General features: G+C 62.4%; 30 protein-coding genes. All 30 read left to right on the forward strand.

Going from position 1 to position 25,381, the window contains the following annotated elements:
* Nucleotides 1-4 precede the first annotated feature (4 nt).
* The 30 genes from rplA (at nt 5) to rplO (ending at nt 25,381) form a co-directional block, all read left to right on the forward strand.
* Nucleotides 5-703 (forward strand): 50S ribosomal protein L1, encoded by a 699-nt coding sequence (gene rplA, locus ACTT2I_RS01985; RefSeq protein WP_019186117.1) that lies wholly within the window; start codon nt 5-7, stop codon nt 701-703.
* 387 nt (nt 704-1,090) lie between these two features.
* Complete coding sequence (rplJ, locus tag ACTT2I_RS01990) at nt 1,091-1,624, forward strand: 50S ribosomal protein L10 (protein WP_088434028.1); 534 nt, start codon at nt 1,091-1,093, stop codon at nt 1,622-1,624.
* A 62-nt stretch (nt 1,625-1,686) separates the two neighbouring features.
* Complete coding sequence (gene rplL / locus ACTT2I_RS01995; protein ID WP_019186119.1) at nt 1,687-2,055, forward strand: 50S ribosomal protein L7/L12; 369 nt, start codon at nt 1,687-1,689, stop codon at nt 2,053-2,055.
* 296 nt (nt 2,056-2,351) lie between these two features.
* On the forward strand, nt 2,352-6,506 hold the full coding sequence (gene rpoB, locus ACTT2I_RS02000) for a DNA-directed RNA polymerase subunit beta (protein ID WP_088434027.1): 4,155 nt from the start codon (nt 2,352-2,354) through the stop codon (nt 6,504-6,506).
* Nucleotides 6,507-6,595: 89 nt separating this feature from the next.
* Entirely contained in the window at nt 6,596-10,843 is a 4,248-nt protein-coding gene (rpoC, locus tag ACTT2I_RS02005; protein WP_421100655.1) for a DNA-directed RNA polymerase subunit beta', read from the forward strand.
* Between the two features lie 346 nt (nt 10,844-11,189).
* Nucleotides 11,190-11,564, forward strand: a complete 375-nt coding sequence (rpsL, locus tag ACTT2I_RS02010) for a 30S ribosomal protein S12 (RefSeq protein ID WP_017356008.1) — start codon at nt 11,190-11,192, stop codon at nt 11,562-11,564.
* Between the two features lie 12 nt (nt 11,565-11,576).
* Nucleotides 11,577-12,044, forward strand: coding sequence for a 30S ribosomal protein S7 (gene rpsG, locus ACTT2I_RS02015; protein WP_019186122.1), 468 nt, complete (start codon nt 11,577-11,579; stop codon nt 12,042-12,044).
* A gap of 136 nt (nt 12,045-12,180) precedes the next feature.
* Entirely contained in the window at nt 12,181-14,322 is a 2,142-nt protein-coding gene (fusA, locus tag ACTT2I_RS02020) for an elongation factor G (protein ID WP_088434182.1), read from the forward strand.
* Between the two features lie 53 nt (nt 14,323-14,375).
* Nucleotides 14,376-15,566, forward strand: coding sequence for an elongation factor Tu (gene tuf, locus ACTT2I_RS02025; protein ID WP_421100654.1), 1,191 nt, complete (start codon nt 14,376-14,378; stop codon nt 15,564-15,566).
* A gap of 333 nt (nt 15,567-15,899) precedes the next feature.
* A complete protein-coding gene (rpsJ, locus tag ACTT2I_RS02030; protein WP_010341589.1) occupies nt 15,900-16,211 on the forward strand; it encodes a 30S ribosomal protein S10 in 312 nt (103 codons plus the stop codon).
* An 11-nt stretch (nt 16,212-16,222) separates the two neighbouring features.
* Nucleotides 16,223-16,873: a 50S ribosomal protein L3 gene (gene rplC / locus ACTT2I_RS02035; RefSeq protein ID WP_019186145.1), complete on the forward strand. Its 651-nt coding sequence runs from the start codon at nt 16,223-16,225 to the stop codon at nt 16,871-16,873.
* Nucleotides 16,874-16,885: 12 nt separating this feature from the next.
* A complete protein-coding gene (rplD, locus tag ACTT2I_RS02040; protein ID WP_019186146.1) occupies nt 16,886-17,491 on the forward strand; it encodes a 50S ribosomal protein L4 in 606 nt (201 codons plus the stop codon).
* Complete coding sequence (gene rplW, locus ACTT2I_RS02045; RefSeq protein ID WP_019186147.1) at nt 17,488-17,787, forward strand: 50S ribosomal protein L23; 300 nt, start codon at nt 17,488-17,490, stop codon at nt 17,785-17,787. Before rplD ends, rplW begins: the two co-directional genes overlap by 4 nt.
* A gap of 10 nt (nt 17,788-17,797) precedes the next feature.
* Entirely contained in the window at nt 17,798-18,625 is an 828-nt protein-coding gene (gene rplB / locus ACTT2I_RS02050; protein ID WP_017355408.1) for a 50S ribosomal protein L2, read from the forward strand.
* Between the two features lie 6 nt (nt 18,626-18,631).
* On the forward strand, nt 18,632-18,901 hold the full coding sequence (rpsS, locus tag ACTT2I_RS02055; protein ID WP_019186148.1) for a 30S ribosomal protein S19: 270 nt from the start codon (nt 18,632-18,634) through the stop codon (nt 18,899-18,901).
* Nucleotides 18,902-18,913: 12 nt separating this feature from the next.
* Nucleotides 18,914-19,249, forward strand: a complete 336-nt coding sequence (rplV, locus tag ACTT2I_RS02060) for a 50S ribosomal protein L22 (RefSeq protein ID WP_017355410.1) — start codon at nt 18,914-18,916, stop codon at nt 19,247-19,249.
* Between the two features lie 17 nt (nt 19,250-19,266).
* Nucleotides 19,267-20,001, forward strand: a complete 735-nt coding sequence (gene rpsC, locus ACTT2I_RS02065; RefSeq protein WP_019186149.1) for a 30S ribosomal protein S3 — start codon at nt 19,267-19,269, stop codon at nt 19,999-20,001.
* A gap of 5 nt (nt 20,002-20,006) precedes the next feature.
* The gene (rplP, locus tag ACTT2I_RS02070) at nt 20,007-20,420 is read left to right on the forward strand and encodes a 50S ribosomal protein L16 (protein ID WP_019186150.1); all 414 of its coding nucleotides are present in this window, start codon (nt 20,007-20,009) and stop codon (nt 20,418-20,420) included.
* Nucleotides 20,420-20,605 carry a 50S ribosomal protein L29 gene (gene rpmC, locus ACTT2I_RS02075; protein ID WP_019186151.1) on the forward strand — a complete coding sequence of 62 codons (186 nt, stop codon included), beginning with the start codon at nt 20,420-20,422 and terminating at the stop codon, nt 20,603-20,605. Before rplP ends, rpmC begins: the two co-directional genes overlap by 1 nt.
* Nucleotides 20,606-20,616: 11 nt before the next feature.
* On the forward strand, nt 20,617-20,886 hold the full coding sequence (rpsQ, locus tag ACTT2I_RS02080; protein WP_088435221.1) for a 30S ribosomal protein S17: 270 nt from the start codon (nt 20,617-20,619) through the stop codon (nt 20,884-20,886).
* A 13-nt stretch (nt 20,887-20,899) separates the two neighbouring features.
* Entirely contained in the window at nt 20,900-21,268 is a 369-nt protein-coding gene (gene rplN, locus ACTT2I_RS02085) for a 50S ribosomal protein L14 (protein ID WP_019186153.1), read from the forward strand.
* Between the two features lie 16 nt (nt 21,269-21,284).
* Entirely contained in the window at nt 21,285-21,602 is a 318-nt protein-coding gene (gene rplX / locus ACTT2I_RS02090; RefSeq protein ID WP_017355416.1) for a 50S ribosomal protein L24, read from the forward strand.
* A gap of 11 nt (nt 21,603-21,613) precedes the next feature.
* A complete protein-coding gene (rplE, locus tag ACTT2I_RS02095) occupies nt 21,614-22,156 on the forward strand; it encodes a 50S ribosomal protein L5 (protein WP_019186154.1) in 543 nt (180 codons plus the stop codon).
* Nucleotides 22,157-22,174: 18 nt separating this feature from the next.
* On the forward strand, nt 22,175-22,480 hold the full coding sequence (gene rpsN / locus ACTT2I_RS02100; protein WP_019186155.1) for a 30S ribosomal protein S14: 306 nt from the start codon (nt 22,175-22,177) through the stop codon (nt 22,478-22,480).
* Between the two features lie 241 nt (nt 22,481-22,721).
* Nucleotides 22,722-23,120 (forward strand): 30S ribosomal protein S8, encoded by a 399-nt coding sequence (gene rpsH, locus ACTT2I_RS02105; RefSeq protein WP_019186156.1) that lies wholly within the window; start codon nt 22,722-22,724, stop codon nt 23,118-23,120.
* 18 nt (nt 23,121-23,138) lie between these two features.
* Nucleotides 23,139-23,666 (forward strand): 50S ribosomal protein L6, encoded by a 528-nt coding sequence (gene rplF / locus ACTT2I_RS02110; protein ID WP_019186157.1) that lies wholly within the window; start codon nt 23,139-23,141, stop codon nt 23,664-23,666.
* A gap of 31 nt (nt 23,667-23,697) precedes the next feature.
* On the forward strand, nt 23,698-24,051 hold the full coding sequence (gene rplR, locus ACTT2I_RS02115) for a 50S ribosomal protein L18 (protein ID WP_019186158.1): 354 nt from the start codon (nt 23,698-23,700) through the stop codon (nt 24,049-24,051).
* A gap of 158 nt (nt 24,052-24,209) precedes the next feature.
* Nucleotides 24,210-24,749, forward strand: coding sequence for a 30S ribosomal protein S5 (gene rpsE / locus ACTT2I_RS02120; protein WP_019186159.1), 540 nt, complete (start codon nt 24,210-24,212; stop codon nt 24,747-24,749).
* Nucleotides 24,742-24,933, forward strand: coding sequence for a 50S ribosomal protein L30 (gene rpmD / locus ACTT2I_RS02125; protein WP_019186160.1), 192 nt, complete (start codon nt 24,742-24,744; stop codon nt 24,931-24,933). The genes rpsE and rpmD overlap by 8 nt, the downstream gene beginning before the upstream one ends.
* 4 nt (nt 24,934-24,937) lie before the next feature.
* Complete coding sequence (gene rplO / locus ACTT2I_RS02130) at nt 24,938-25,381, forward strand: 50S ribosomal protein L15 (protein WP_019186161.1); 444 nt, start codon at nt 24,938-24,940, stop codon at nt 25,379-25,381.

Raw genomic sequence — 25,381 nt, forward strand, 5'->3', positions numbered from 1 at the left:
GAAGATGGCACAGACCAAGCGTGAGAAGGCCATCAAGGCCGCCGTCGTCCCGGGCAAGGCATATGCCTTCGAGGACGCCATCAAGATCCTGAAGACCGCTACCAAGGCCAAGTTCGTCGAGTCTTTCGACGTTGCTGTGCGCTTGGGCGTGGACGCCAAGAAGTCCGACCAGCAGGTGCGCGGTTCCACCGTGCTGCCGGCCGGTACCGGCAAGAGCGTGCGCGTTGCCGTCTTCGCACCGGCCGGTGCCAAGGCTGACGAAGCTCTGGCCGCTGGCGCCGAAGCCGTCGGTATGGATGATCTGGCCGAGAAGATGCAGGCCGGCGATCTGAACTACGACGTCGTCATCGCGACCCCGGACGCCATGCGCGTCGTGGGTAAGCTGGGCACCGTGCTCGGCCCGCGCGGCCTGATGCCGAACCCGAAGGTCGGCACCGTCTCGGCCAACCCGGGCGAAGCCGTCAAGAATGCCAAGTCGGGTCAGGTGCGTTACCGCACCGACAAGGCCGGCATCATCCATTGCACCATCGGCAAGGCCGACTTCGCCGAAGACGCGCTGAAGTCGAACCTGCAGGCGCTGCTGATGGACCTGATCAAGGCCAAGCCGGCCACCTCGAAGGGCACCTACCTGCAGAAGGTTTCGGTCAGCTCGACGATGGGCCCGGGCGTCACCGTCGATCAGTCCTCGCTGTCGCTGAAGTAATCGTTTCAAGCGGGTGCCGCGCCTCGGTCCGGCACCCGCGATATTTGAAGGCAATCCGAGTGGGGTCCGCCCTGCAGAGATAGCCGTCAAAGACCGCAGGCGCGGTCAGTACATACCGGCGACGGGCAGGGATGCTCGCATTGGCAGGGAGTCGCCGCCGGCGCAGTACCGAACGCTTAATCGATTCTTTCGGGAATCACCCTGCGTAGATGGTGCCCTTCTGGAGTTTTTCTGGTTTACGCACGTCTGGGTTCTCCCAGGTTGGCCATCCAGGTCTAGAACGGCCCACCCTTGGAACATCACCTGATGTTCCCGGCGTCCAGGACGGATGCCGCCCAGGACCGCACACGGCAGGAGCCGTAAGCGGAGTTCAATTGGAGGAGTGCAATGGCTCTCAATCTGTCCCAGAAGCAAGAAGTAGTCGCCGAGCTGGCAGACGTCGCCGCCAAGGCTCACTCCTTGATCGCAGCCGAATACGCTGGCACCACGGTCTCCCAGATGACCGCGATGCGCAAGCAGGCACGCGAAACCGGCGTTTTCTTGAAAGTTGTCAAGAACACGCTGGCGGCACGTGCAGTGGAAGGTACCGAATACGAATGCGCCAAAGACGCACTCGTCGGTCCGCTGCTGTACGCGTTCTCGCTCGAGGAGCCCGGCGCAGCCGGTCGCCTGATCAAGGATTTTGCCAAGACCAACGACAAGCTGCAGGCAAAAGTCGTGGCCATCGGCGGGGAACTGTTCCCGGCCGGTCATGTCGACGTGCTGGCCTCGCTGCCGACCCGTGATCAGGCCCTGGCCATGCTGGCCCGCGTCCTGTCCGAGCCGGCTGCCATGTTCGCCCGCGCCGTCAAGGCCGTGGCCGACAAGCAGGGTGGCGGTGAAACCGCTGACGCTGCCGAGCCGGTCGCCGAAACCGCCTGAGTCGACGTTTCCGTGGTTCCGAACGGAACCTCAACCCAGAAAATTATCCAAAGGTAATCAAAATGTCCCTTACCAACGAACAGATCGTCGACGCCATCGCCGAGAAGTCCCTGATGGAAGTGATGGAGCTGGTCAAGGCCATCGAAGAGAAGTTCGGCGTCTCCGCCGCTGCTCCGGTCGCCGCAGCTGCTGCTGCTGGCCCGGCTGCCGCTGTTGAAGAGCAGACCGAATTCGACGTCATCCTGAAGTCGGCCGGCGACAAGAAGGTCGAAGTCATCAAGGCTGTCCGCGCCATCACCGGCCTGGGCCTGAAGGAAGCGAAGGATCTGGCAGAAGCCGGCGGCATGATCAAGGAAGCCGCTTCGAAGGACGACGCTGCCAAGTTCAAGAAGGACCTGGAAGCTGCTGGCGCGACTGTCGAAGTCAAGTAAGCAGTTCCTTGCCTCGCCATCGAAACACGGCGATGCAGCCAAGGCTGGGGGCGTAAGCCCCCGGCCTTTGGTCGTTTCACGCAACACCCGAAATACGAGCCCAACACGGGCTGCGGTCATCCTCTGCTACAGCGGCGCCCAGGCGCGCGGGCAGGGGAGTGGATGCAGACGAGTTGGCAGTTGGAAGTAGCGGGAGAAGGCGTGCTGGTGCCGGCAATACCAGCGACTTCCAACTGACAATTTCAGTTTCCCCTCGGGTCGTGGACGCACGATCCGCACAGCCAAGGTGATACCTCATGACGTCTTATTCGTTCACCGAAAAGAAGCGTATCCGCAAGGATTTCGGCAAGCAGCGCTCGATCCTCGAAGTGCCGTTCCTGCTTGCCATCCAGGTCGATTCCTACCGTGAATTCCTGCAGGAAAACGTCGATCCGGCCAAGCGCACGGACCACGGCCTGCATGCGGCCCTGAAGTCGGTGTTCCCGATTTCCAGCTACAGCGGCAATGCTGCCCTGGAATACGTCGGCTACAAGCTCGGCGATCCCGTGTTCGACGAGCGCGAATGCCGTCAGCGCGGCATGAGCTACGGCGCGCCGCTGCGCGTGACCGTGCGCCTGGTGATCTACGACCGTGAGTCGTCGACCAAGGCCATCAAGTACGTGAAGGAGCAGGAGGTCTACCTCGGCGAAATCCCGCTGATGACCGACAACGGCACCTTCATCGTGAACGGTACCGAGCGCGTGATCGTCTCGCAGCTGCACCGTTCGCCGGGTGTGTTCTTCGACCACGACCGTGGCAAGACCCACAGCTCGGGCAAGCTGCTGTACAGCGCCCGCATCATCCCGTACCGCGGCTCCTGGCTGGACTTCGAGTTCGACCCGAAGGACGCCCTGTTCACCCGTATCGATCGTCGCCGCAAGCTACCGGTGTCGATCCTGCTGCGTGCGCTGGGTTACAGCAACGAAGAGATGCTGGCCGAGTTCTTCGAGATCAATACGTTCCACATCAACCCCGATGAAGGCGTGCAGCTGGAGCTGGTCTCCGAGCGCCTGCGTGGCGAGACCCTGAACTTCGACCTGGCCGACGGTGACAAGGTCATCGTGGAAGCCGGCAAGCGCATCACCGCGCGCCACGTCAAGCAGCTGGAAGCCTCGGGCATCGCCGCCCTTGCCGTGCCGGACGAGTACATGGTCGGCCGCATCCTGTCGCACGACGTGGTCGATGCCAACACCGGTGAACTGCTGGCCCAGGCCAACGACGAAATCACCGACGAGCAGCTGCAGGCCTTCCGCAAGGCCGGTGTGGATGCCGTGGGCACCCTGTGGGTGAACGATCTGGATCGTGGCCCGTACCTGTCCAACACCCTGCGCATCGATCCGACCAAGACCCAGCTGGAAGCCCTGGTCGAAATCTACCGCATGATGCGTCCGGGCGAGCCGCCGACCAAGGATGCCGCGCAGAACCTGTTCCACAACCTGTTCTTCACCTTCGAGCGCTACGACCTGTCCACGGTCGGCCGCATGAAGTTCAACCGCCGTGTCGGCCGCAAGGCTGTCACCGGCGAAGCCGTGCTGTACGACCGCAAGTACTTCGGTGAGCGCAACGACGAAGAGTCCAAGCGCCTGGTCGCCGAGCACGCCGACACGTCCGACATCCTGGAAGTGATCAAGGTCCTGACCGAGATCCGCAACGGTCGTGGCGTGGTCGATGACATCGATCACCTGGGCAACCGTCGCGTGCGTTCGGTCGGTGAAATGGCCGAGAACGTGTTCCGCGTGGGCCTGGTCCGCGTCGAGCGCGCGGTCAAGGAACGCCTGTCGATGGCCGAATCCGAAGGCCTGACCCCGCAGGAGCTGATCAACGCCAAGCCGGTCGCCGCGGCCATCAAGGAGTTCTTCGGCTCCTCGCAGCTGTCCCAGTTCATGGATCAGAACAACCCGCTGTCGGAAGTGACGCACAAGCGTCGCGTCTCGGCCCTGGGCCCGGGCGGTCTGACCCGCGAACGCGCCGGCTTCGAAGTGCGCGACGTGCACCCGACCCATTACGGCCGCGTCTGCACCATCGAAACGCCGGAAGGCCCGAACATCGGCCTGATCAACTCGCTGGCCGTGTACGCCCGCACCAACCAGTACGGCTTCCTCGAGACCCCGTACCGCAAGGTTGCCGACGGCAAGGTCTCCGACGAGATCGAATTCCTGTCGGCCATCGAAGAAAACGAGTACGTCATCGCCCAGGCCAACGCCCTGACCGATGCCAAGAGCATGCTCACCGAGCAGTTCGTGCCGTGCCGCTTCCAGGGTGAGTCGCTGCTCAAGCCGCCGGCAGAAGTCCACTTCATGGACGTCTCGCCGATGCAGACCGTGTCGATCGCTGCCGCGCTCGTCCCGTTCCTGGAGCACGATGACGCCAACCGCGCACTGATGGGCGCCAACATGCAGCGCCAGGCCGTGCCGACCCTGCGTGCCCAGAAGCCGCTGGTGGGTACCGGTATCGAACGCGCCGTGGCCCGTGACTCGGGTGTGACCGTGAACGCCCGTCGTGGCGGCGAGATCGTGCAGATCGACGCCGGCCGCATCGTGGTCAAGGTCAACGAAGTGGAGATCACCGACGCGACCGACGCCGGCGTGGATATCTACAACCTGATCAAGTACACCCGCTCCAACCAGAACACCTGCATCAACCAGCGTCCGCTGGTGGAAGTGGGCAACGTGGTGGCGCGTGGCGACGTGCTGGCTGACGGTCCGTCCACCGACATCGGTGAACTGGCCCTGGGCCAGAACATGCTGATCGCCTTCATGCCGTGGAACGGCTACAACTTCGAAGACTCCATCCTGCTCTCCGAGCGTGTGGTGGAAGAGGATCGCTACACCACGATCCACATCGAAGAGCTGACCTGCGTTGCACGCGACACCAAGCTCGGGCCGGAGGAAATCTCCGCCGACATCCCGAACGTCTCCGAGCAGGCCCTGAATCGCCTGGACGAGAGCGGCGTGGTGTACATCGGTGCCGAAGTCCGCGCCGGCGACATCATGGTTGGCAAGGTCACCCCGAAGGGCGAAAGCCAGCTGACCCCGGAAGAGAAGCTGCTGCGCGCGATCTTCGGCGAAAAGGCTTCGGACGTGAAGGACAGCTCGCTGCGCGTGCCGCCGGGCATGGACGGCACCGTCATCGACGTGCAGGTCTTCACCCGCGACGGCATCGAGAAGGACAAGCGCGCCCGTCAGATCGAAGAGTCTGAAATCAAGCGCGTCAAGAAGGACTTCGACGACCAGTTCCGCATCCTGGAAGGCGCCATCTACGCCCGTCTGCGTTCGCAGATCGTGGGCAAGGTGGTCAACGGCGGTGCCAACCTGAAGAAGGGCGACACCGTTACCGACGCCTACCTGGACGGCCTGAAGAAGGCCGACTGGTTCGTGCTGCGCATGAAGGACGAGGACGCCTCCGAAGCCATCGAACGCGCCCAGAAGCAGATCCAGGCGCACGAGAAGGAATTCGAGCGTCGCTTCGCCGACAAGCGCGGCAAGATCACCGCGGGCGACGATCTGGCCCCGGGCGTGCTGAAGATGGTCAAGGTGTTCCTGGCCGTGAAGCGTCGCATCCAGCCGGGTGACAAGATGGCAGGCCGCCACGGCAACAAGGGTGTGGTCTCCAACGTGGTGCCGGTCGAAGACATGCCGTACATGGCCTCGGGCGAAACCGTGGACATCGTGCTGAACCCGCTGGGCGTGCCGTCGCGTATGAACATCGGCCAGATTCTGGAAGTGCATCTGGGCTGGGCCGCCAAGGGCCTGGGTCGCAAGATCCAGGGCATGCTGGAAGCCCAGGCTGCGATCAACGACCTGCGCAAGTTCCTGGACGAGGTGTACAACCACGACAAGACCCAGCACGCCAACCATGTCGACCTGACCCAGTTCAGCGACGAGGAGCTGCTGCGCCTGGCCGCCAACCTGACCGACGGCGTGCCGATGGCGACGCCGGTGTTCGACGGTGCCACCGAAGCCGAGATCAAGCACATGCTTGCCCTGGCCGACCTGCCGCTGAGCGGCCAGACCCAGCTGTATGACGGCCGCACCGGTGAGGCATTCGATCGCCACACCACCGTGGGCTACATGCACTACCTGAAGCTGAACCACCTGGTCGACGACAAGATGCACGCCCGTTCGACCGGCCCGTACTCGCTCGTTACCCAGCAGCCGCTGGGCGGCAAGGCGCAGTTCGGCGGCCAGCGCTTCGGTGAAATGGAAGTCTGGGCGCTGGAAGCCTACGGCGCGGCCTACACCCTGCAGGAAATGCTGACGGTGAAGTCCGATGACGTGCAGGGCCGCAACCAGATGTACAAGAACATCGTCGACGGTGAGCACGAGATGGTCGCGGGCATGCCGGAATCCTTCAACGTGCTCGTGAAGGAAATCCGCTCGCTGGCCATCAACATGGAACTGGACGGCAACTGATCGCGCAGGCGCGGCTGCCCCGGCAGCCGCGCCGCCACATCTGAACCGACAGCCCCATCGACAAGATTTCCTCCTTTCGGAGAAACACCATGAAAGACTTGCTCAACCTCTTCAACCAGCAGCGTCAGACGCTGGACTTCGACGCGATCAAGATCGCGCTGGCCTCGCCGGACCTGATCCGTTCGTGGTCCTTCGGCGAAGTGAAGAAGCCGGAAACCATCAACTACCGTACGTTCAAGCCGGAACGTGACGGCCTGTTCTGCGCCGCCATCTTCGGACCGGTCAAGGACTACGAGTGCCTGTGCGGCAAGTACAAGCGCATGAAGCACCGCGGCGTGGTCTGCGAAAAGTGCGGCACCGAAGTCACCCTGGCCAAGGTGCGCCGCGAGCGCATGGGTCACATCGACCTGGCCTCGCCGGTCGCGCACATCTGGTTCCTCAAGTCGCTGCCGTCGCGCATCGGCCTGATGCTGGACATGACCCTGCGTGACATCGAGCGCGTGCTGTACTTCGAAGCCTACGTGGTGACCGAGCCGGGCCTGACCGCCCTGGAACGCCGCCAGCTGCTGACCGAAGAACAGTACCTGCAGGCCCGCCAGGAACATGGCGACGACTTCGATGCCGCCATGGGCGCCGAGGCCGTTTACGAGCTGCTGCGCACCATCGACCTGCAGTCGGAAATGACCCGCCTGCGCGAAGAAATCGCCAGCACCGGTTCGGAAACCAAGCTCAAGCGACTGACCAAGCGCATCAAGCTGGTCGAGGCCTTCCTCGAGTCGGGCAACCGTCCGGAGTGGATGGTCATGACCGTGCTGCCGGTGCTGCCGCCGGACCTGCGTCCGCTGGTGCCGCTGGACGGTGGCCGCTTCGCGACCTCCGATCTGAACGACCTGTACCGCCGCGTCATCAACCGCAACAACCGCCTGCGCCGCCTGCTCGAGCTGAACGCGCCGGACATCATCGTGCGCAATGAAAAGCGCATGCTGCAGGAATCGGTCGATGCGCTGCTGGACAACGGCCGTCGTGGCCGTGCCATCACCGGTACCAACAAGCGCCCGCTCAAGTCGCTGGCCGACATGATCAAGGGCAAGCAGGGTCGCTTCCGTCAGAACCTGCTGGGCAAGCGCGTGGACTACTCGGGCCGTTCGGTCATCGTGGTCGGTCCGTACCTGCGCCTGCACCAGTGCGGCCTGCCGAAGAAGATGGCGCTGGAACTGTTCAAGCCGTTCGTGTTCGCCAAGCTGCAGCGTCGTGGCCTGGCCACCACCATCAAAGCCGCCAAGAAGCTGGTCGAGCGCGAAGAAGCCGAAGTCTGGGACATCCTGGAAGAGGTCATCCGCGAACATCCGGTGATGCTGAACCGTGCGCCGACCCTGCACCGTCTCGGCATCCAGGCCTTCGAGCCGGTCCTGATCGAAGGCAAGGCCATCCAGCTGCATCCGCTGGTCTGCACCGCGTTCAACGCCGACTTCGACGGTGACCAGATGGCCGTCCACGTGCCGCTCTCGCTGGAAGCCCAGCTGGAAGCGCGTGCGCTGATGATGTCCACCAACAACATCCTGTCGCCGGCCAACGGTGAGCCGATCATCGTGCCGTCGCAGGACGTCGTGCTGGGTCTGTACTACATGACCCGCTCGCTGGTGAACAAGAAGGGCGAGGGCATGGCCTTCGCCAACATCGCCGAAGTCAAGCGCGCCTACGACAACCGCGTGGTGGAACTGCACGCACGCGTCAAGGTCCGCATCACCGAAGTGGTGACCGACGAGGAAGGCAACAAGCGGAACAAGACCTCGATCGTGGACACCACGATCGGTCGCGCCCTGCTGGCTGAAATCCTGCCGGAAGGCCTGCCGTTCGCGCTGGCCAACACCGAGCTGACCAAGAAGAACATCAGCCGCCTGATCAACTCCAGCTACCGTCAGCTGGGCTTGAAGGACACGGTCGTGTTCGCCGACAAGCTGATGTACACCGGCTTCGCCTACGCAACCCGTGCAGGCGTGTCGATCGGCATCGACGACATGCTGATCCCGGACGAAAAGCGCGGCATCCTCACCGAGGCCGAAGCCGAAGTGCTGGAAATCCAGGAGCAGTACCAGTCGGGCCTGGTCACCGCCGGCGAGCGCTACAACAAGGTGGTCGACATCTGGTCGCGCACCAACGAACGCATCGCCAAGGCGATGATGGACACCATCGGTACCGAGAAGGTGGTCAATGCCGAAGGCGAGACCATCGACCAGAAGTCGATGAACTCGCTGTACATCATGGCCGACTCCGGTGCGCGTGGTTCCCAGGCGCAGATCCGTCAGCTGGCCGGTATGCGTGGCCTGATGGCGCGTCCGGATGGCTCGATCATCGAAACGCCCATCAAGGCGAACTTCCGTGAAGGCCTGAACGTGCAGGAGTACTTCAACTCCACCCACGGTGCCCGTAAGGGTCTGGCCGATACCGCGCTGAAGACGGCGAACTCGGGTTACCTGACCCGTCGTCTGGTCGACGTGGCGCAGGACGTGGTCATCACCGAGGTGGATTGCGGTACCACCGAAGGCCTGACCATGACCCCGATCGTGGAAGGTGGCGACGTCGTGGAGCCGTTGAAGGACCGCGTGCTGGGTCGTGTCGTGGCCGAGGACGTGTTCCTGCCGGGCAACGACGAAGATCCGATCGTGACCCGCAACACTCTGCTCGACGAGCAGTGGGTGGCCAAGCTGGAAGATGCGTCGGTGCAGTCGGTCAAGGTCCGTTCGACCATCAGCTGCGCCTCGCCGTTCGGCGTCTGCGCACACTGCTACGGTCGCGATCTGGCCCGTGGCCACATCGTCAACATCGGTGAAGCGGTCGGCGTCATCGCCGCACAGTCGATCGGTGAGCCGGGTACCCAGCTGACCATGCGTACGTTCCACATCGGTGGTGCGGCATCGCGAGCGGCTGCGGTGGACAACATCACCGTCAAGACCACCGGTTCGGTGAAGTTCAACAACCTGAAGTCGGTCGAGCACGCCAGCGGTTCGCTGGTGGCAGTCTCGCGTTCGGGTGAAATGTCGGTGCTCGATGCCCACGGCCGTGAGCGTGAGCGTTACAAGCTGCCGTACGGCGCGACCATCACGTCCAAGGACGGCGATGCGGTCAAGGCTGGCCAGACCGTGGCCAACTGGGACCCGCATAACCACCCGATCGTGTCGGAAGTGGCCGGTTTCATCCGCTTCATCGACTTCATCGACGGCGTCACCGTCATCGAGAAGACCGACGAACTGACCGGCCTGGCGTCGCGTGAAATCACCGATCCGAAGCGTCGTGGTTCGCAGGCGAAGGATCTGCGCCCGATCGTCCGCATCGTGGACAAGAACGGCAACGACCTGACCATTCCGAACACGGATCTGCCGGCACAGTACCTGCTGCCGCCGCGCTCGATCGTCAACCTGCAGGACGGCGCCGCCGTCGGCGTGGGTGACGTGGTCGCCAAGATCCCGCAGGAAGCGTCCAAGACCCGCGACATCACCGGTGGTCTGCCGCGCGTGGCCGATCTGTTCGAAGCACGCAAGCCGAAGGATCCGGCGATCCTGGCCGAGCGTTCGGGCATCATCAGCTTCGGCAAGGACACCAAGGGCAAGCAGCGCCTGATCATCAAGGACACTGATGGTTCCGAGCACGAAGAGCTGATCCCGAAGTACCGTCAGGTGATCGTGTTCGAAGGCGAGCACGTGACCAAGGGCGAAACCATCGTGGACGGCGAGCCGAGCCCGCAGGACATCCTGCGTCTGCTGGGTGTCGAACCGCTGGCGGCCTACCTGGTCAAGGAAATCCAGGACGTGTACCGCCTGCAGGGCGTGAAGATCAACGACAAGCACATCGAGGTGATCACCCGCCAGATGCTGCGCAAGGTCGAGATCACCGACCAGGGCACCAGCAAGTTCCTGAATGGCGAGCAGGCCGAGCGTCAGCGCGTCATCGAGGAAAATGCCCGCCTGGCCACCCGCAACGAGCTGCCGGCCCGTTTCGATCCGGTCCTGCTGGGTATCACCAAGGCATCGCTGGCGACCGAGTCGTTCATCTCGGCGGCATCGTTCCAGGAAACCACCCGCGTGCTGACCGAAGCGGCCGTTCGCGGCACCTCGGACAACCTGCGCGGCCTGAAGGAAAACGTCATCGTCGGCCGTCTGATCCCGGCCGGTACGGGCCTGGCTTACCACGCCAACCGTCGTCGCAACGCCTCCGGGCTGACCGACTCGGAAATGCAGACCCTGTCCGGCAGCGCGCCGGCCGTGGCTGAGGTGGCCCCGGTGGCCGCCGTGGCGGTGGAATCGACCGAAGCTGAACAGGCTCCGGGCAGCGACGAGTAATACGCGGGCCCGGCTCCGGCCGGGCCCGCGGCAGGGCAGGGTGCCGACTCCGGTCGGTGGCCCTCCCGGCAAATCAGCAGGCACCGGCCACTGGTCGTCTGCCTGCCGATGAGGTAGGATGCCCGCCGGTCTTTCAACGGACCGGCTTGACAACCTGAACGGGGGGCATGGAAAAGGCTCCCCTGTAACGGCCCGGGATCAGGGCTGGCTTGGCGCGTGCGCATTTGACTGCGTTTTCGCCGGGTTGCTACAATCGTCTGTCTCAGCAGGCCGGTCTTTCGCCTGCTCGCACATTTCCGCATTCATGGCCAGTCTTTTCATTGGCCTCTCTCAGAAGAACATACTGATGGCGACGATCAATCAGCTTGTCCGCAAGCCGCGGCAGGCAACCACTTATAAGAGTGCCTCCCCGGCGCTCGATAAGTGCCCCCAGCGCCGTGGTGTCTGCACGCGCGTGTACACCACCACTCCGAAGAAGCCGAACTCGGCGCTTCGCAAGGTTGCCAAGGTTCGCCTGACCAACCAGGAAGAAGTGATTAGCTACATCGGCGGCGAAGGCCACAACCTGCAGGAGCACTCCGTGGTCCTCATCCGTGGCGGTCGCGTCAAGGATCTGCCGGGTGTGCGTTACCACACCGTGCGTGGCTCGCTGGACGCCTCCGGCGTTGCCAAGCGTCGCCAGGGCCGTTCCAAGTACGGCGCCAAGCGTCCGAAGAGCTAAGGGAAAGTACACATGTCTCGTAAAGGTAATACGCCGCAGCGCTCTGTCCTGCCGGATCCGAAGCACGGAAGTGAAACCATCGCTCGTTTCATCAATATGGTGATGCTGAGCGGCAAGAAGTCGGTCGCTGAAAAGATCGTCTACGGCGCCATGGACGTGATCGGCGAAAAGAACCCGAATTCCGTCGAGCTGGTTCAGAAGGCTCTGGAAAACGTGGCTCCGTCGGTCGAAGTCAAGTCCCGCCGTGTCGGTGGTGCGACCTACCAGGTGCCGGTCGAAGTGCGTTCGTCGCGCAAGATGGCCCTGGCCATGCGTTGGCTGATCGACTCGGCGCGCAAGCGTGGTGAGAACACCATGCCGAAGAAGCTGGCTGCCGAACTGCTGGACGCCTCGGAAAATCGTGGTGGCGCCATCAAGAAGCGCGAAGAAACCCACCGCATGGCCGAAGCCAACAAGGCCTTCGCGCACTACCGCTGGTGAGTTTGACGGCCTTGCAAAACAGGCACGGCAGCACCATCTAGGTGCTGCCCCGCGGCACCTGGGGTGCCGCGCCAATCCGAAGGCCGCCGAAAGGCGGCGTTCGGCCATCCGAATTCCAAGAAATTGAGAGGCTCCCGTGGCCCGCACCACTCCCATCGAGCGTTACCGCAATTTCGGCATCATGGCCCACATCGATGCCGGCAAGACCACCACGTCCGAGCGCATCCTGTTCTACACCGGCAAGAGCCACAAGATCGGTGAAGTGCATGACGGCGCTGCCACCATGGACTGGATGGAGCAGGAGCAGGAGCGTGGCATCACGATCCAGTCCGCTGCCACCACCGCGTTCTGGAAGGGCATGGACAAGTCCCTGCCGGAGCACCGCTTCAACATCATCGACACCCCCGGACACGTCGACTTCACCATCGAAGTGGAGCGCTCGCTGCGCGTGCTCGACGGTGCCGTCTTCGTGTTGTGCGCCGTCGGTGGCGTGCAGCCGCAGTCGGAAACCGTGTGGCGCCAGGCCAACCGTTACAAGGTGCCGCGCATCGCGTTCGTCAACAAGATGGACCGCACCGGTGCCAACTTCACCAAGGTCGTCGGCCAGCTGAAGGCCAAGCTCGGCGCCACCGCCGTGCCGATGCAGCTGCCGATCGGCGCTGAAGACGGCTTCAAGGGCGTGGTCGACCTGATCAAGATGAAGGCCATCCATTGGGATGAAGCCTCGCAGGGCATGAAGTTCGAGTACCTGGACATCCCGGCGGACATGCAGGCGGAGGCCGAAGAGGCCCGCACCTACATGATCGAAGCCGCGGCTGAAGCCAGCGAAGAGCTGATGGAAAAGTACCTGGGCGGCGAAGAGCTGACCGAGGCCGAAATCGTCGAAGCCCTGCGCGTGCGCACCCTGGCCACCGACATCGTGCCGATGTACTGCGGCTCGGCGTTCAAGAACAAGGGCGTGCAGGCCATGCTGGACGGCGTGGTGCAGCTGCTGCCGTCGCCGATCGACGTGCCGGACGTGACCGGTACCGACGTCGATGACGAAACCATTCCGCTGAGCCGCAAGTCCGACGACAAGGCACCGTTCTCGGCGCTGGCGTTCAAGATCATCACCGATCCGTTCGTGGGCGCGCTGACCTTCTTCCGCGTCTACTCGGGCACCCTGAATGCCGGCGACCAGCTGCTGAACTCGGTCAAGGGCAAGAAGGAGCGCATCGGCCGCATCCTGCAGATGCATTCCAACGATCGCGAAGAGATCAAGGAAGTGCTGGCCGGTGACATCGCGGCGGCTGTGGGCCTGAAGGACACCACCACTGGTGACACCCTGTGCTCGCAGGACCACCCGATCATCCTGGAGCGCATGGTGTTCCCGGAGCCGGTCATCTCGATGGCCGTCGAACCGAAGACCAAGTCCGACCAGGAAAAGATGGGTCTGGCGCTGGGCCGTCTGGCCCAGGAAGATCCGTCGTTCCGCGTCAAGACCGACGAAGAATCCGGCCAGACCATCATCTCGGGCATGGGCGAGCTGCACCTGGACATCATCGTGGATCGCATGAAGCGCGAGTTCAACGTTGAAGCCAACGTGGGCAAGCCGCAGGTTGCGTACCGCGAAACGATCCAGATGGCGGACGTGAAGTCGGACTACAAGCACGCCAAGCAGTCCGGTGGTAAGGGTCAGTACGGTCACGTCGTGATCGAGCTGTCGCCGATCACCGAAGCAGACCGTGCCGACCCGAAGATCGCGCCGATGATCAAGGACGACTTCCTGTTCATCAACGACATCACCGGTGGCGTGATTCCGAAGGAATTCATTCCGTCGATCGAAAAGGGCCTGCGCGAAACCATCACCAGCGGTCCGCTGGCGGGCTTCCCGGTCGTGGACGTCAAGGTGAAGCTGGTCTTCGGCTCCTACCATGACGTCGACTCCTCGGAAATGGCGTTCAAGCTGGCGTCCTCGATGGCCTTCAAGCAGGGCTTCCAGAAGGCCAAGCCGGTTCTGCTGGAGCCGATCATGAAGGTCGAGATCGTGACCCCGGAGGATTACCAGGGTGACGTGATGGGCGACGTCAGCCGTCGTCGCGGCGTGCTGCAGGGTTCGAGCACCACCGGTGACGGTTCGGCCAGCATCATCAACGCGATGATCCCGCTGGGTGAAATGTTCGGTTACGCCACCTCGCTGCGTTCGCAGACCCAGGGTCGCGCAACGTTCACGATGGAGTTCGACCACTACGAGCCGGCGCCGAACAACATCGCCGAAACCGTGATCAAGAAGTCCTGAGCGTAAGCTCAGGACTCCACCTCATTCTTTTCTGATATCCAAGGTATACAACAATGGCAAAGGGTAAGTTCGAGCGCACCAAGCCGCACGTCAACGTCGGCACCATCGGTCACGTCGATCACGGCAAGACCACGCTGACCGCTGCACTGACCAAGATCGGTGCCGAGCGCTTCGGTGGCGAGTTCAAGGATTACTCCGCGATCGACGCCGCGCCGGAAGAAAAGGCACGTGGCATCACGATCTCGACCGCGCACGTCGAATACGAATCCACCGTTCGTCACTACGCCCACGTCGATTGCCCGGGCCATGCTGACTACGTCAAGAACATGATCACCGGTGCTGCCCAGATGGACGGCGCGATCCTGGTCTGTTCGGCTGCTGACGGCCCGATGCCGCAGACCCGTGAGCACATCCTGCTCTCGCGTCAGGTCGGCGTGCCGTACATCGTCGTCTTCCTGAACAAGGCAGACATGGTCGATGACGCCGAGCTGCTGGAACTGGTCGAAATGGAAGTCCGCGAGCTGCTGAGCAAGTACGACTTCCCGGGCGACGACACCCCGATCATCTCGGGTTCGGCCCGCCTGGCGCTGGAAGGCGACCAGAGCGACATCGGCGTGCCGGCCGTGATCAAGCTGGTCGAAGCTCTCGACAGCTGGATCCCGACCCCGGAGCGTGACGTCGACAAGCCCTTCCTGATGCCGGTCGAAGACGTGTTCTCGATCTCGGGCCGCGGCACCGTCGTGACCGGTCGTATCGAGCGCGGCGTGATCAAGGTCGGCGAAGAAATCGAAATCGTCGGTATCCGTCCGGTCCAGAAGACCACCGTCACCGGCGTGGAAATGTTCCGCAAGCTGCTCGACCAGGGTCAGGCAGGCGACAACGCCGGTCTGCTGCTGCGCGGCACCAAGCGTGACGACGTCGAGCGTGGCCAGGTCCTGGCCAAGCCGGGTTCGATCAAGCCGCACACCAAGTTCGACGCCGAAGTGTACGTCCTGTCCAAGGATGAAGGCGGCCGCCACACCCCGTTCTTCAAGGGCTACCGTCCGCAGTTCTACTTCCGTACCACCGACATCACCGGCGCTTGCGAACTGCCGGAAGGTGTGGAAATGGTGATGCCGGGCGACAACGTGAAGATGGTTGTCACCCTGATCAACCCGGTCGCGATGGACGAAGGTCTGCGCTTCGCCATCCGTGAAGGCGGTCGTACCGTCGGCGCCGGCGTGGTCTCCAAGATCCTCGAGTAATCTGCTAGAATCTGCGCCCCGATGTTGCCTGGGTAGGGCATCGGGGCGTAACCAAATGGGAAAAGAGGCGCAGGATGCTCCTCGTGTTCCCCAGACCAGGAAGGGTCGCGCCATTCAGGCTTTGTCAACAGTACCCCTGTTGACTGCCAACTTGTATGCGCGCTATACTTTTTGTCTGGGCAGATCGGGAAACCGGTCTGCCTCGATTTTTGAGGTCTACGGAAAGATCTTGTCGCCGCGCAGGAATGTGCGGCGTCTGCATTCAGGATATTCATGGGACAAGGCAACCCAGAGGCCTTGTCCGTCGCTCTTTTAACGAAGGAACCCACCGTCATGGCGGACCAAAAGATCCGGATTCGGCTGAAGGCGTTCGATCATCGTTTGATCGACCGTTCGGCCAGCGAGATCGTAGAAACGGCAAAGCGGACCGGCGCGCAAGTGCGTGGCCCGATCCCCCTGCCGACCAAGATCGAGCGTTACACCATTCTCGTCTCGCCGCACGTCGACAAAGACGCGCGTGACCAGTACGAGACCCGCACGCATAAGCGCGTGCTCGATATCGTTGACCCGAACGACAAGACCGTGGACGCGCTGATGAAGCTCGAACTGGCTGCCGGCGTCGACGTTCAGATCAAGCTGACCTGAGGACTACGACCATGACGAAGAAATATTCGTTGGGCTTCGTGGGCCGCAAGGCTGGCATGAGCCGCGTGTTCACCGAAGATGGCCAGGCCATCCCGGTAACCCTGATTGAAGCTACCCCGAACCGCATCGCGCAGATCAAGACCGTCGAAGCTGACGGCTACAGCGCCGTGCAGGTGACCGTCGGCGCGCGTCGCGCTGCCCTGGTCAACAAGCCGGAAGCCGGTCACTTCGCCAAGGCGAAGGTCGACGCGGGCCGTGGCCTGTGGGAATTCCGCGTTGAAGACGCGCAGCTCGGCGATTTCGCCGTCGGCGGCGAAGTCAAGGCGGACATCTTTGAAGTTGGCCAGAAGGTCGACGTCCAGGGTGTCACCAAGGGTAAGGGCTTCCAGGGCACCATCAAGCGCTACAACTTCCGTATGGGCGATGCAACCCACGGTAACTCGCTGTCGCATCGCGCGCCGGGTTCCTTGGGCCAGCGCCAGACCCCGGGTCGCGTTTTCCCGGGTAAGAAGATGTCCGGCCACATGGGTTCGGTGCAGCAGAGCACCCAGAACCTTGAAGTGGTGAAGGTCGATGTCGAGCGTGGTCTGATCGCGATCCGTGGTGCCGTTCCGGGCGCAGCGGGTGGTGACGTGATCGTTCGTCCGGCTAGCAAGGCATAAGGAGAGATGACGATGGAACTCGTTATCACGGGTAGCAACAACAAGGTCTCGGTCTCCGATGCCGTGTTCGGTCGCGATTTCAGCGAAGATCTGGTTCACCAGGTCGTCGTTGCTTACCGCAACGCCGGTCGCGCCGGCACCAAGGCACAGAAGACTCGCTCTGAAGTGGCTGGTACCACCAAGAAGTCGAAGAAGCAGAAGGGCGGCGGCGCGCGTCATGGCGCACTGACGGCTCCGATCTTCATCGGCGGCGGTGTCACCTTCGCGGCCAAGCCGCGCAGCTTCGAGCAGAAGGTCAACCGTAAGCAGTACCGTGCAGCCATGTGCGCGATCCTGTCCGAGCTGAACCGCCAGGGCCGTCTGACGATCGTGGAGTCCTTCGATGTCGAAGCGACCAACACCAAGTCGTTGATCGCCAAGCTGGCCGGCCTGGAAGTGGGCAAGCGTCCGCTGATCGTCACCGAAGATGCTTCCGAGCACCTGTACCTGTCGGCGCGCAACATTCCCTACGTGGAAGTGCGTGACGTGCAGGGCCTGGACCCGGTGTCGCTGGTCGGTGCCGACACGGTCGTCATCACCGCTGATGCGGTCAAGAAGGTCGAGGAGTGGCTGGCATGAGCAGCAACGAAAAAGTCTTCAGCGTGCTGCGCGCTCCGCGAGTCTCCGAAAAGACCGCGCGCCTGCAGGAACATTCCAACCAGTATGTCTTCGAAGTTTCGAACGAAGCCACCAAGGCCGATGTAAAGGCCGCGGTTGAGCAGCTGTTCGACGTCAAGGTCGAGTCGGTCAACGTGCTGAACGTGAAGGGCAAGAACAAGTCCTTCCGTAACCGCACCGGCCGCCGCGGCGATTGGCGCAAGGCGTACGTGCGTCTCGCCGATGGCCAGTCCATCGATGTAACGGCCAAGGCCTGAGGTACATCCCATGCCATTGATGAAATTCAAACCCACTTCTCCCGGCCGTCGTTCGGCCGTGCGCGTGGTCACGCCCGATCTGCACAAAGGCGCGCCGCATGCTGCGCTGCTGGAGCCGCAGAGCAAGTCCGGTGGTCGTAACCACCACGGCCGCATCACCACCCGTCACGTGGGTGGTGGTCACAAGCAGCACTACCGTGTCATCGACTTCAAGCGCAACAAGGAAGGCATTCCGGCGCGCGTGGAACGCATCGAATACGATCCGAACCGCACCGCCCATATCGCCCTGCTGTGCTACGTCGACGGCGAGCGCCGCTACATCATCGCACCGAAGGGCCTGAAGGCCGGTGACCAGGTGATCGCGGGTTCGGATGCGCCGATCAAGACCGGCAACACGCTGCCGCTGCGCAACATCCCGGTCGGTACCACTGTCCACGGCATCGAACTGAAGCCGGGCAAGGGTGCTCAGATCGCGCGTGCCGCCGGCGCTGCCGTGCAGCTCGTCGCTCGTGAAGGCATCTACGCCACCCTGCGCCTGCGCTCGGGTGAAATGCGCAAGGTGCCGGTCGAGTGCCGCGCCACCATCGGTGAAGTCGGTAACGACGAACACAACCTGGAAAAGCTGGGCAAGGCTGGCGCCAAGCGCTGGCGTGGTGTCCGCCCGACCGTTCGTGGTGCTGCCATGAACCCGGTTGACCATCCGCACGGTGGTGGTGAGGCGAAGGCCGGCCAGGGCAACCCGCATCCGGTCACCCCGTGGGGTGTCCCGACCAAGGGTTACAAGACGCGCCATAACAAGCGCACCCAGCAATTCATCGTCCGCGATCGTAGGGGCTAATCGACCATGGCACGTTCACTCAAGAAGGGCCCGTTTGTCGATCACCACCTCATCAAGAAGGTGGAAGCCGCTGCGGGTAGCAAGAAGCCGATCAAGACCTGGTCGCGCCGTTCGATGATCCTGCCGGAAATGGTAGGCGTCACCATCGCCGTTCATAACGGTAAGAACCACGTTCCGGTGCTCGTCAACGAGAACATGGTCGGCCACAAGCTCGGCGAATTTGCCATCACCCGGACCTTCAAGGGTCACGGTGGTGACAAGAAGTCGGGCAAGTAAGGAGAGATGACAATGGAAGCGAAAGCAATCCTGCGCTCCGCGCGCATCTCTGCGCAGAAAGCCCGCCTGGTCGCTGACCAGGTGCGTGGCCTGCCGGCCGAGCGTGCGGTCAACCTGCTGAAGTTCTCGGACAAGAAGGCTGCCCACCTGATCAAGAAGGTGGTGGAGTCGGCTATTGCAAACGCCGAGAACAACCAGGGCGCCGACGTCGACGAGCTGAAGGTACAGACCATCATGGTAGATGAAGGTCCGACCCTGAAGCGTTTCATGGCGCGGGCGAAAGGCCGCGGCACCCGCATCCTCAAGCGCACCAGCCACATCACTGTGGTTGTGGGCGCCGGCAAGTAAGCGGAAAGGAAAACACCATGGGTCATAAAGTTCATCCGATTGGTATCCGCCTCGGCATTTCCAAGGACTGGAACTCCAAGTGGTACGCCAACAAGGCCGAGTTCGCTGGTTATCTGGCAGCCGACCTGAAGGTGCGGGACATGCTGCGCAAGAAGCTTGCGCAGGCCGGCATCAGCAAGATCCTGATCGAGCGTCCGGCAAAGACCGCTCGCGTGACGATCCACACCGCCCGTCCGGGCGTGGTGATCGGCAAGCGCGGTGAGGACATCGAGAAGCTGCGCAAGGAAGTGAGCGAAATGATGGGCGTCCCGGCGCACATCAACGTCACCGAAGTGCGTAAACCCGAGCTGGACGCACAGCTGGTTGCCGAGTCGATCGCGCAGCAGCTGGAGCGTCGCATCATGTTCCGCCGCGCGATGAAGCGCTCGGTCGGCAACGCGATGCGCCTCGGTGCCCTGGGCATCAAGGTCAACGTCGGTGGCCGCTTGAACGGCGCAGAAATCGCCCGTTCGGAGTGGTACCGCGAAGGCCGCGTGCCGCTGCATACGCTGCGTGCCGACATCGACTATGGCTTCGCTGAAGCCAAGACGACCTACGGCATCATCGGCATCAAGGTCTGGATCTACAAGGGCGAAGTCTTCGATTTCTCCCAGGTTGGCCAGGAAAAGCAGGACGACTCCCCGCGCAACGATCGTAACGATCGCGGCGACCGCGGTGACCGTCCGTCGCGCCCGGCTCGTGAAGCGAGGTAACGACAATGTTGCAACCCAAGCGAACCAAATACCGCAAGGTACACAAGGGCCGTAACGATGGTCTGAGCTGGAGCGGCAACGCTGTCAGCTTCGGCGAATACGGCCTGAAGGCAACCGCTCATGGTCAGCTGACCGCGCGTCAGATCGAAGCGGCTCGCCGCTCGATCAGCCGCTACGTCAAGCGCGGCGGCAAGATGTGGATCCGAGTGTTCCCCGACAAGCCGATCACCAAGAAGCCCATCGAAGTCCGAATGGGTTCTGGTAAGGGCAACGTGGAGTACTGGGTAGCCCAGATCCAGCCCGGCCGCATGATCTATGAAATCGAAGGCGTCGCGGAAGACGTGGCACGTGAGGCGTTCCGCCTGGCTGCCGCCAAGCTCTCCGTGACCACCACTTTCGTGACCCGGACGGTGCTCTGATGGATATCAAACAACTTCGCGAAAAGTCGGCTGACGACCTGAAGAGCCACCTGATCGACCTGCGTAAGGAGCAGTTCTCGCTCCGTATGCAGCAGGTCACTGGCCAGCTGCCGAAGACCCACGAAACCCGCCGGGTTCGCCGCGAGATCGCTCGCGTCAAGACCCTGCTCGGCAGCACCAAGTAAGGATGGCCGCGATGAGCGATAACAACGACAGCAAGACGCTGCGCACGGTCGAAGGCCGTGTCGTCAGCAACAAGATGGACAAGACGGTCACCGTGTTGGTGGAGCGCCTGGTCAAGCACGCCCTGTACGGCAAGTACATCAAGCGTTCGACCAAGCTGCACGCACACGACGCCGACAACGCCTGCAACGAAGGTGATGTCGTCCGTGTGGCCGAGATTGCTCCGATGTCCAAGACCAAGAACTGGCGCGTGGTGGAAGTCATCACGCGTGCGGCTGAATAAGGAGATCTGAATCATGATCCAGATGCAGAGCTACCTCGACGCCGCGGACAACTCCGGTGCCAAGGAACTGATGTGCATCAAGGTGCTGGGTGGTTCCAAGCGCCGTTATGCCCACATCGGCGACATCATCAAGGTCACCGTGAAGGACGCAATTCCGCGCGGCAAAGTCAAGAAGGGTGAAGTGTATGACGCCGTCGTGGTGCGTACCCGCAAGGGTGTGCGTCGCGCCGATGGCTCGCTGATCCGTTTCGACGGCAACGCCGCGGTCCTGCTCAACAACAAGCAAGAGCCGATCGGCACCCGCATCTTCGGACCGGTGACCCGTGAACTTCGTTCCGAGAAGTTCATGAAGATCGTCTCGCTCGCTCCCGAAGTTCTGTGAGCGCCAGGAGATAATCATGGCTAACCGTATCAAGAAGGGCGACCAGGTCGTCGTCAACACCGGCAAGGACAAGGGCAAGCAGGGCGAAGTCGTCCGCGTCGACGGCGATCGTGTGATCGTCGCCAACGTGAACATCGTCAAGCGCCACACCAAGCCGAACCCGCAGGCAGGCGTTGCCGGCGGCGTGGTCGAGCGTGAAGCTTCGATCCATATCTCCAACGTGAATGTGCTGAACCCGGCTTCGGGCAAGGGCGAGCGCGTTGGCTTCAAGGTGCTGGAGGATGGACGCAAACTGCGTGTGTTCCGCTCCAGCGGTGAGGCGCTCGACGCCTGAGGAATGAGCAGATGAATTCCCGTCTCGAAAAGTTTTACAAGGAAGAAGTGGTGCCGGCGCTGATGAAGCAGTTCGGCTACACCAATCCGATGCAGGTTCCGAAGCTGGTCAAGGTCACCCTGAACATGGGTGTCGGCGAAGCAGCCACGAACAAGAAGATCCTGGAAAATGCCGTCGCCGATATGGCCAAGGTCTCCGGTCAGAAGCCGATCGTGACCAAGTCCCGCGTCTCGGTGGCATCGTTCAAGATCCGCGATGGTTGGCCGATCGGCTGCAAGACCACGCTGCGTCGTGAAAAGATGTACGAGTTCATGGACCGTCTGATCAACATCTCGTTGCCGCGCGTGCGCGACTTCCGTGGTGTCTCGGGTCGTTCCTTCGACGGTCGTGGCAACTTCAACATGGGTGTGAAGGAACAGATCATCTTCCCGGAAATCGACTTCGACGCTGTCGACGCGATCCGCGGCATGGATATCGCCATCACCACCACCGCCAAGACCGATGCGGAAGCGAAGGCGCTGCTCGCAGCGTTCAAGTTCCCGTTCCGTAACTGATACGTCGAGGAATCCGAAATGGCAAAGACCTCCATGGTCAACCGCGACCTCAAGCGTGCGAAGCTGGCCGTCAAGTACGCCGGCAAGCGTGAAGAGCTGAAGAAGATCATCTCCAGCACGACCGCGTCGTACGACGAAAAGGCCGAGGCCGTCATCAAGCTGCAGAAGCTGCCGCGCGATTCGTCGCCGAGCCGTCACCGCAACCGTTGCGAGCTCTCGGGCCGCCCGCGTGGCGTGTACAGCAAGTTCGGCCTGGGCCGTAACAAGCTGCGTGAAGCCACCATGCGTGGCGACGTGCCGGGCCTGCGCAAGGCCAGCTGGTAAGGGATTCGTCCCTTCAACTGCCCGGGGCCTTCACGGCGCGGGGCAGGGGAGAGGGGCCGGTTTTCCGGCTCTGATCCCGGATTAAGGGAGCCCGACGCAAGTCGGGCTCTTTTTGCCGTATACTCCCGCGTCTTGCTCGCCCGCAAGGCGTGAGCAGTGTGTGAAGACGGGCCCTGGCCCATCCCAGGTAGACACAAGATTTTCGCGAAAGCGGATATCGGTGCACTCAAAGGTATCGACTATGAGCATGACTGATCCCATCGCCGACCTGCTGGTACGCATCAAGAATGCGGCCGCGGTTGGCAAGCAGACGGTGAAAGCACCGTCGTCCAAGATCAAGGTGGCAATCGCAGAGGTGTTGAAGGCCGAAGGCTACATCACCGATCTGCGCGTGACCAAGATCGAGAACAACAAGGCCGAGCTTGAAATCGTCCTGAAGTATTTCGAGGGCAAGCCGGTCATCGAGACCCTGAAGCGCTTCTCGCGTTCGGGTCTGCGCCAGTACCGTGGCAAGTCCGAGCTGCCGAAGGTCCTCAACGGCCTGGGTATCTCCATCATCTCCACCTCCAAGGGCATCATGACTGATGCGCAGGCGCGCCAGTTGGGCGTCGGCGGCGAAGTCCTGTGCTTCGTGGCCTAAGGCGAGAAGGAAACAACTATGTCCCGCGTAGCCAAGAAGCCAGTCAACCTGCCCAAGGGCGTTGAACTGAACATCCAGCCGGAATCCGTCAGCGTGAAGGGCCCGAAGGGCACCCTGTCGCTTGCCAAGGTTGCTGGCGTTGAAATCACTGTCGACAACGGCGTTGCCACCCTGGCCGCCAACGATGCCTCGCTGGTCGCCCTCACCGGCACCGTGCGCGCCATCCTGGCCAACATGGTCCACGGCGTGACCGAAGGCTTCGAGCGCAAGCTTGAGCTGGTCGGCGTCGGTTACCGTGCCGCCATGCAGGGCAAGGATCTGAACCTGTCGCTCGGGTTCTCGCATCCGGTCCTGTTCGTGGCGCCGGAAGGCATCACCATCTCGACCCCGACCCAGACCGAAGTGCTGGTCCAGGGCACCGACAAGCAGCGCGTTGGCGAAGTTGCCGCCAAGATCCGTGGCTTCCGTCCGCCGGAGCCCTACAAGGGCAAGGGTGTGAAGTACGCCGGCGAAGTCATCATTCGTAAGGAAGCCAAGAAGGCGTAACTCACGCCCTCAGCTTTCAAGGAAAAAGATCATGAACAAGAACATCGCTCGTCTGCGTCGTGCCAAGTCGACCCGTGCCCACATTCGTGTGCTCGGCGTGCCGCGTCTGTCGGTGCTGCGCACCGGTCAGCACCTGTACGCCCAGGTCTTCACCGCCGACGGCTCCAAGGTGCTGGCGGCTGCCAACACCACCCAGGCCGACGTCAAGGAAGGCCTGAAGAACGGCAAGAACAGCGACGCCGCTGCCAAGGTTGGCAAGCTGGTCGCCGAGCGCGCCAAGGCTGCGGGCATCGAGAAGGTCGCTTTCGACCGCTCGGGCTACCGCTACCACGGCCGCATCAAGGCACTGGCTGATGCAGCCCGCGAAGGCGGCCTGCAGTTCTAAGGGATAAGGAAGCGGGGCTGGTCCCCGCTTCCGCCTGCCTGCCGGCGCGGGTTGCGCCGGGCGACGTCCTTCTTCTGCAGGGGCGCTCGAATCACCGCTTCATCTCACAGCTATAAGCGGCATTGAGCCGTACATACTCAATCAATCAAGGAATCAACATGGCAGAAGAACGTCAGCAGCGGGGTCGCGATCGCGATCGCCGCGAAGAGAAAGTCGACGACGGCATGATCGAAAAGCTGGTCGCGGTCAACCGCGTCAGCAAGACCGTCAAGGGCGGTCGCCAGTTCACCTTCACCGCACTGACCGTGGTCGGTGACGGCGCAGGCAAGGTCGGCTTCGGTTACGGCAAGGCGCGTGAAGTGCCGGTCGCCATCCAGAAGTCGATGGAACAGGCTCGCAAGAACCTGGCCACCGTGGATCTGAACAACGGCACGTTGTGGCACCCGGTGAAGTCCGGCCACGGCGCAGCCCGCGTGTTCATGATGCCGGCCTCCGAAGGTACCGGTGTGATCGCCGGTGGTGCCATGCGCGCCGTCCTGGAAGCCGTTGGCGTCAAGAACGTGCTGGCCAAGGCCGTCGGTTCGCGTAACCCGATCAACCTGGTTCGCGCCACGCTGAAGGGTCTGACCGAAATGCAGTCGCCGGTCCGCATCGCGGCCAAGCGCGGCAAGAAGGTGGAGGATCTCAACCATGGCTAATGAAACCGTCAAGACCGTCAAGGTCCGCCTGGTGGCTGGCCTGCGTGGCACCCAGTCGCGTCACCGCCTGTCGGTGCGTGCCCTGGGCCTGAACAAGCTCAACGATGTGCGTGAACTGAAGGACAGCCCGCAGGTTCGCGGCCTGATCAACAAGGTCCACTACCTCGTCAAGGTTGAGGAATAATCCAATGACCATGCATCTGAATGAATTGAGCCCGGCACCGGGCGCTCGTAAAGAGCGTACCCGCGTCGGTCGTGGTATCGGCTCCGGCCTGGGCAAGACCTGCGGCCGCGGCCACAAGGGTTCGTTCGCCCGTAAGGGTGGCGGCAAGATCAAGGCGGGCTTCGAAGGCGGCCAGACCCCCATGCAGCGTCGTCTGCCGAAGGTCGGTTTCCGTTCCAAGATCGCCAAGGACACTGCTGAAGTGCTGTCCTACCAGCTTGAGCGTCTGGAAGCTGGCGAGATCGACTTTGCCGCGCTGCGCGCTGCCAAGCTGGTCCCGAGCACCGCTAAGCGTGCCAAGATCGTCATGAAGGGTGACCTGACCAAGGCCTTCACCCTGAAGGGCGTCGCTGCAACGGCCAGTGCCAAGGCCGCGATCGAAGCTGCCGGCGGCAGCGTACAGGAGTAA

It is taken from the genome of Stenotrophomonas sp. PUT21, from assembly GCF_052232875.1.
Lineage (GTDB): Bacteria > Pseudomonadota > Gammaproteobacteria > Xanthomonadales > Xanthomonadaceae > Stenotrophomonas > Stenotrophomonas maltophilia_N.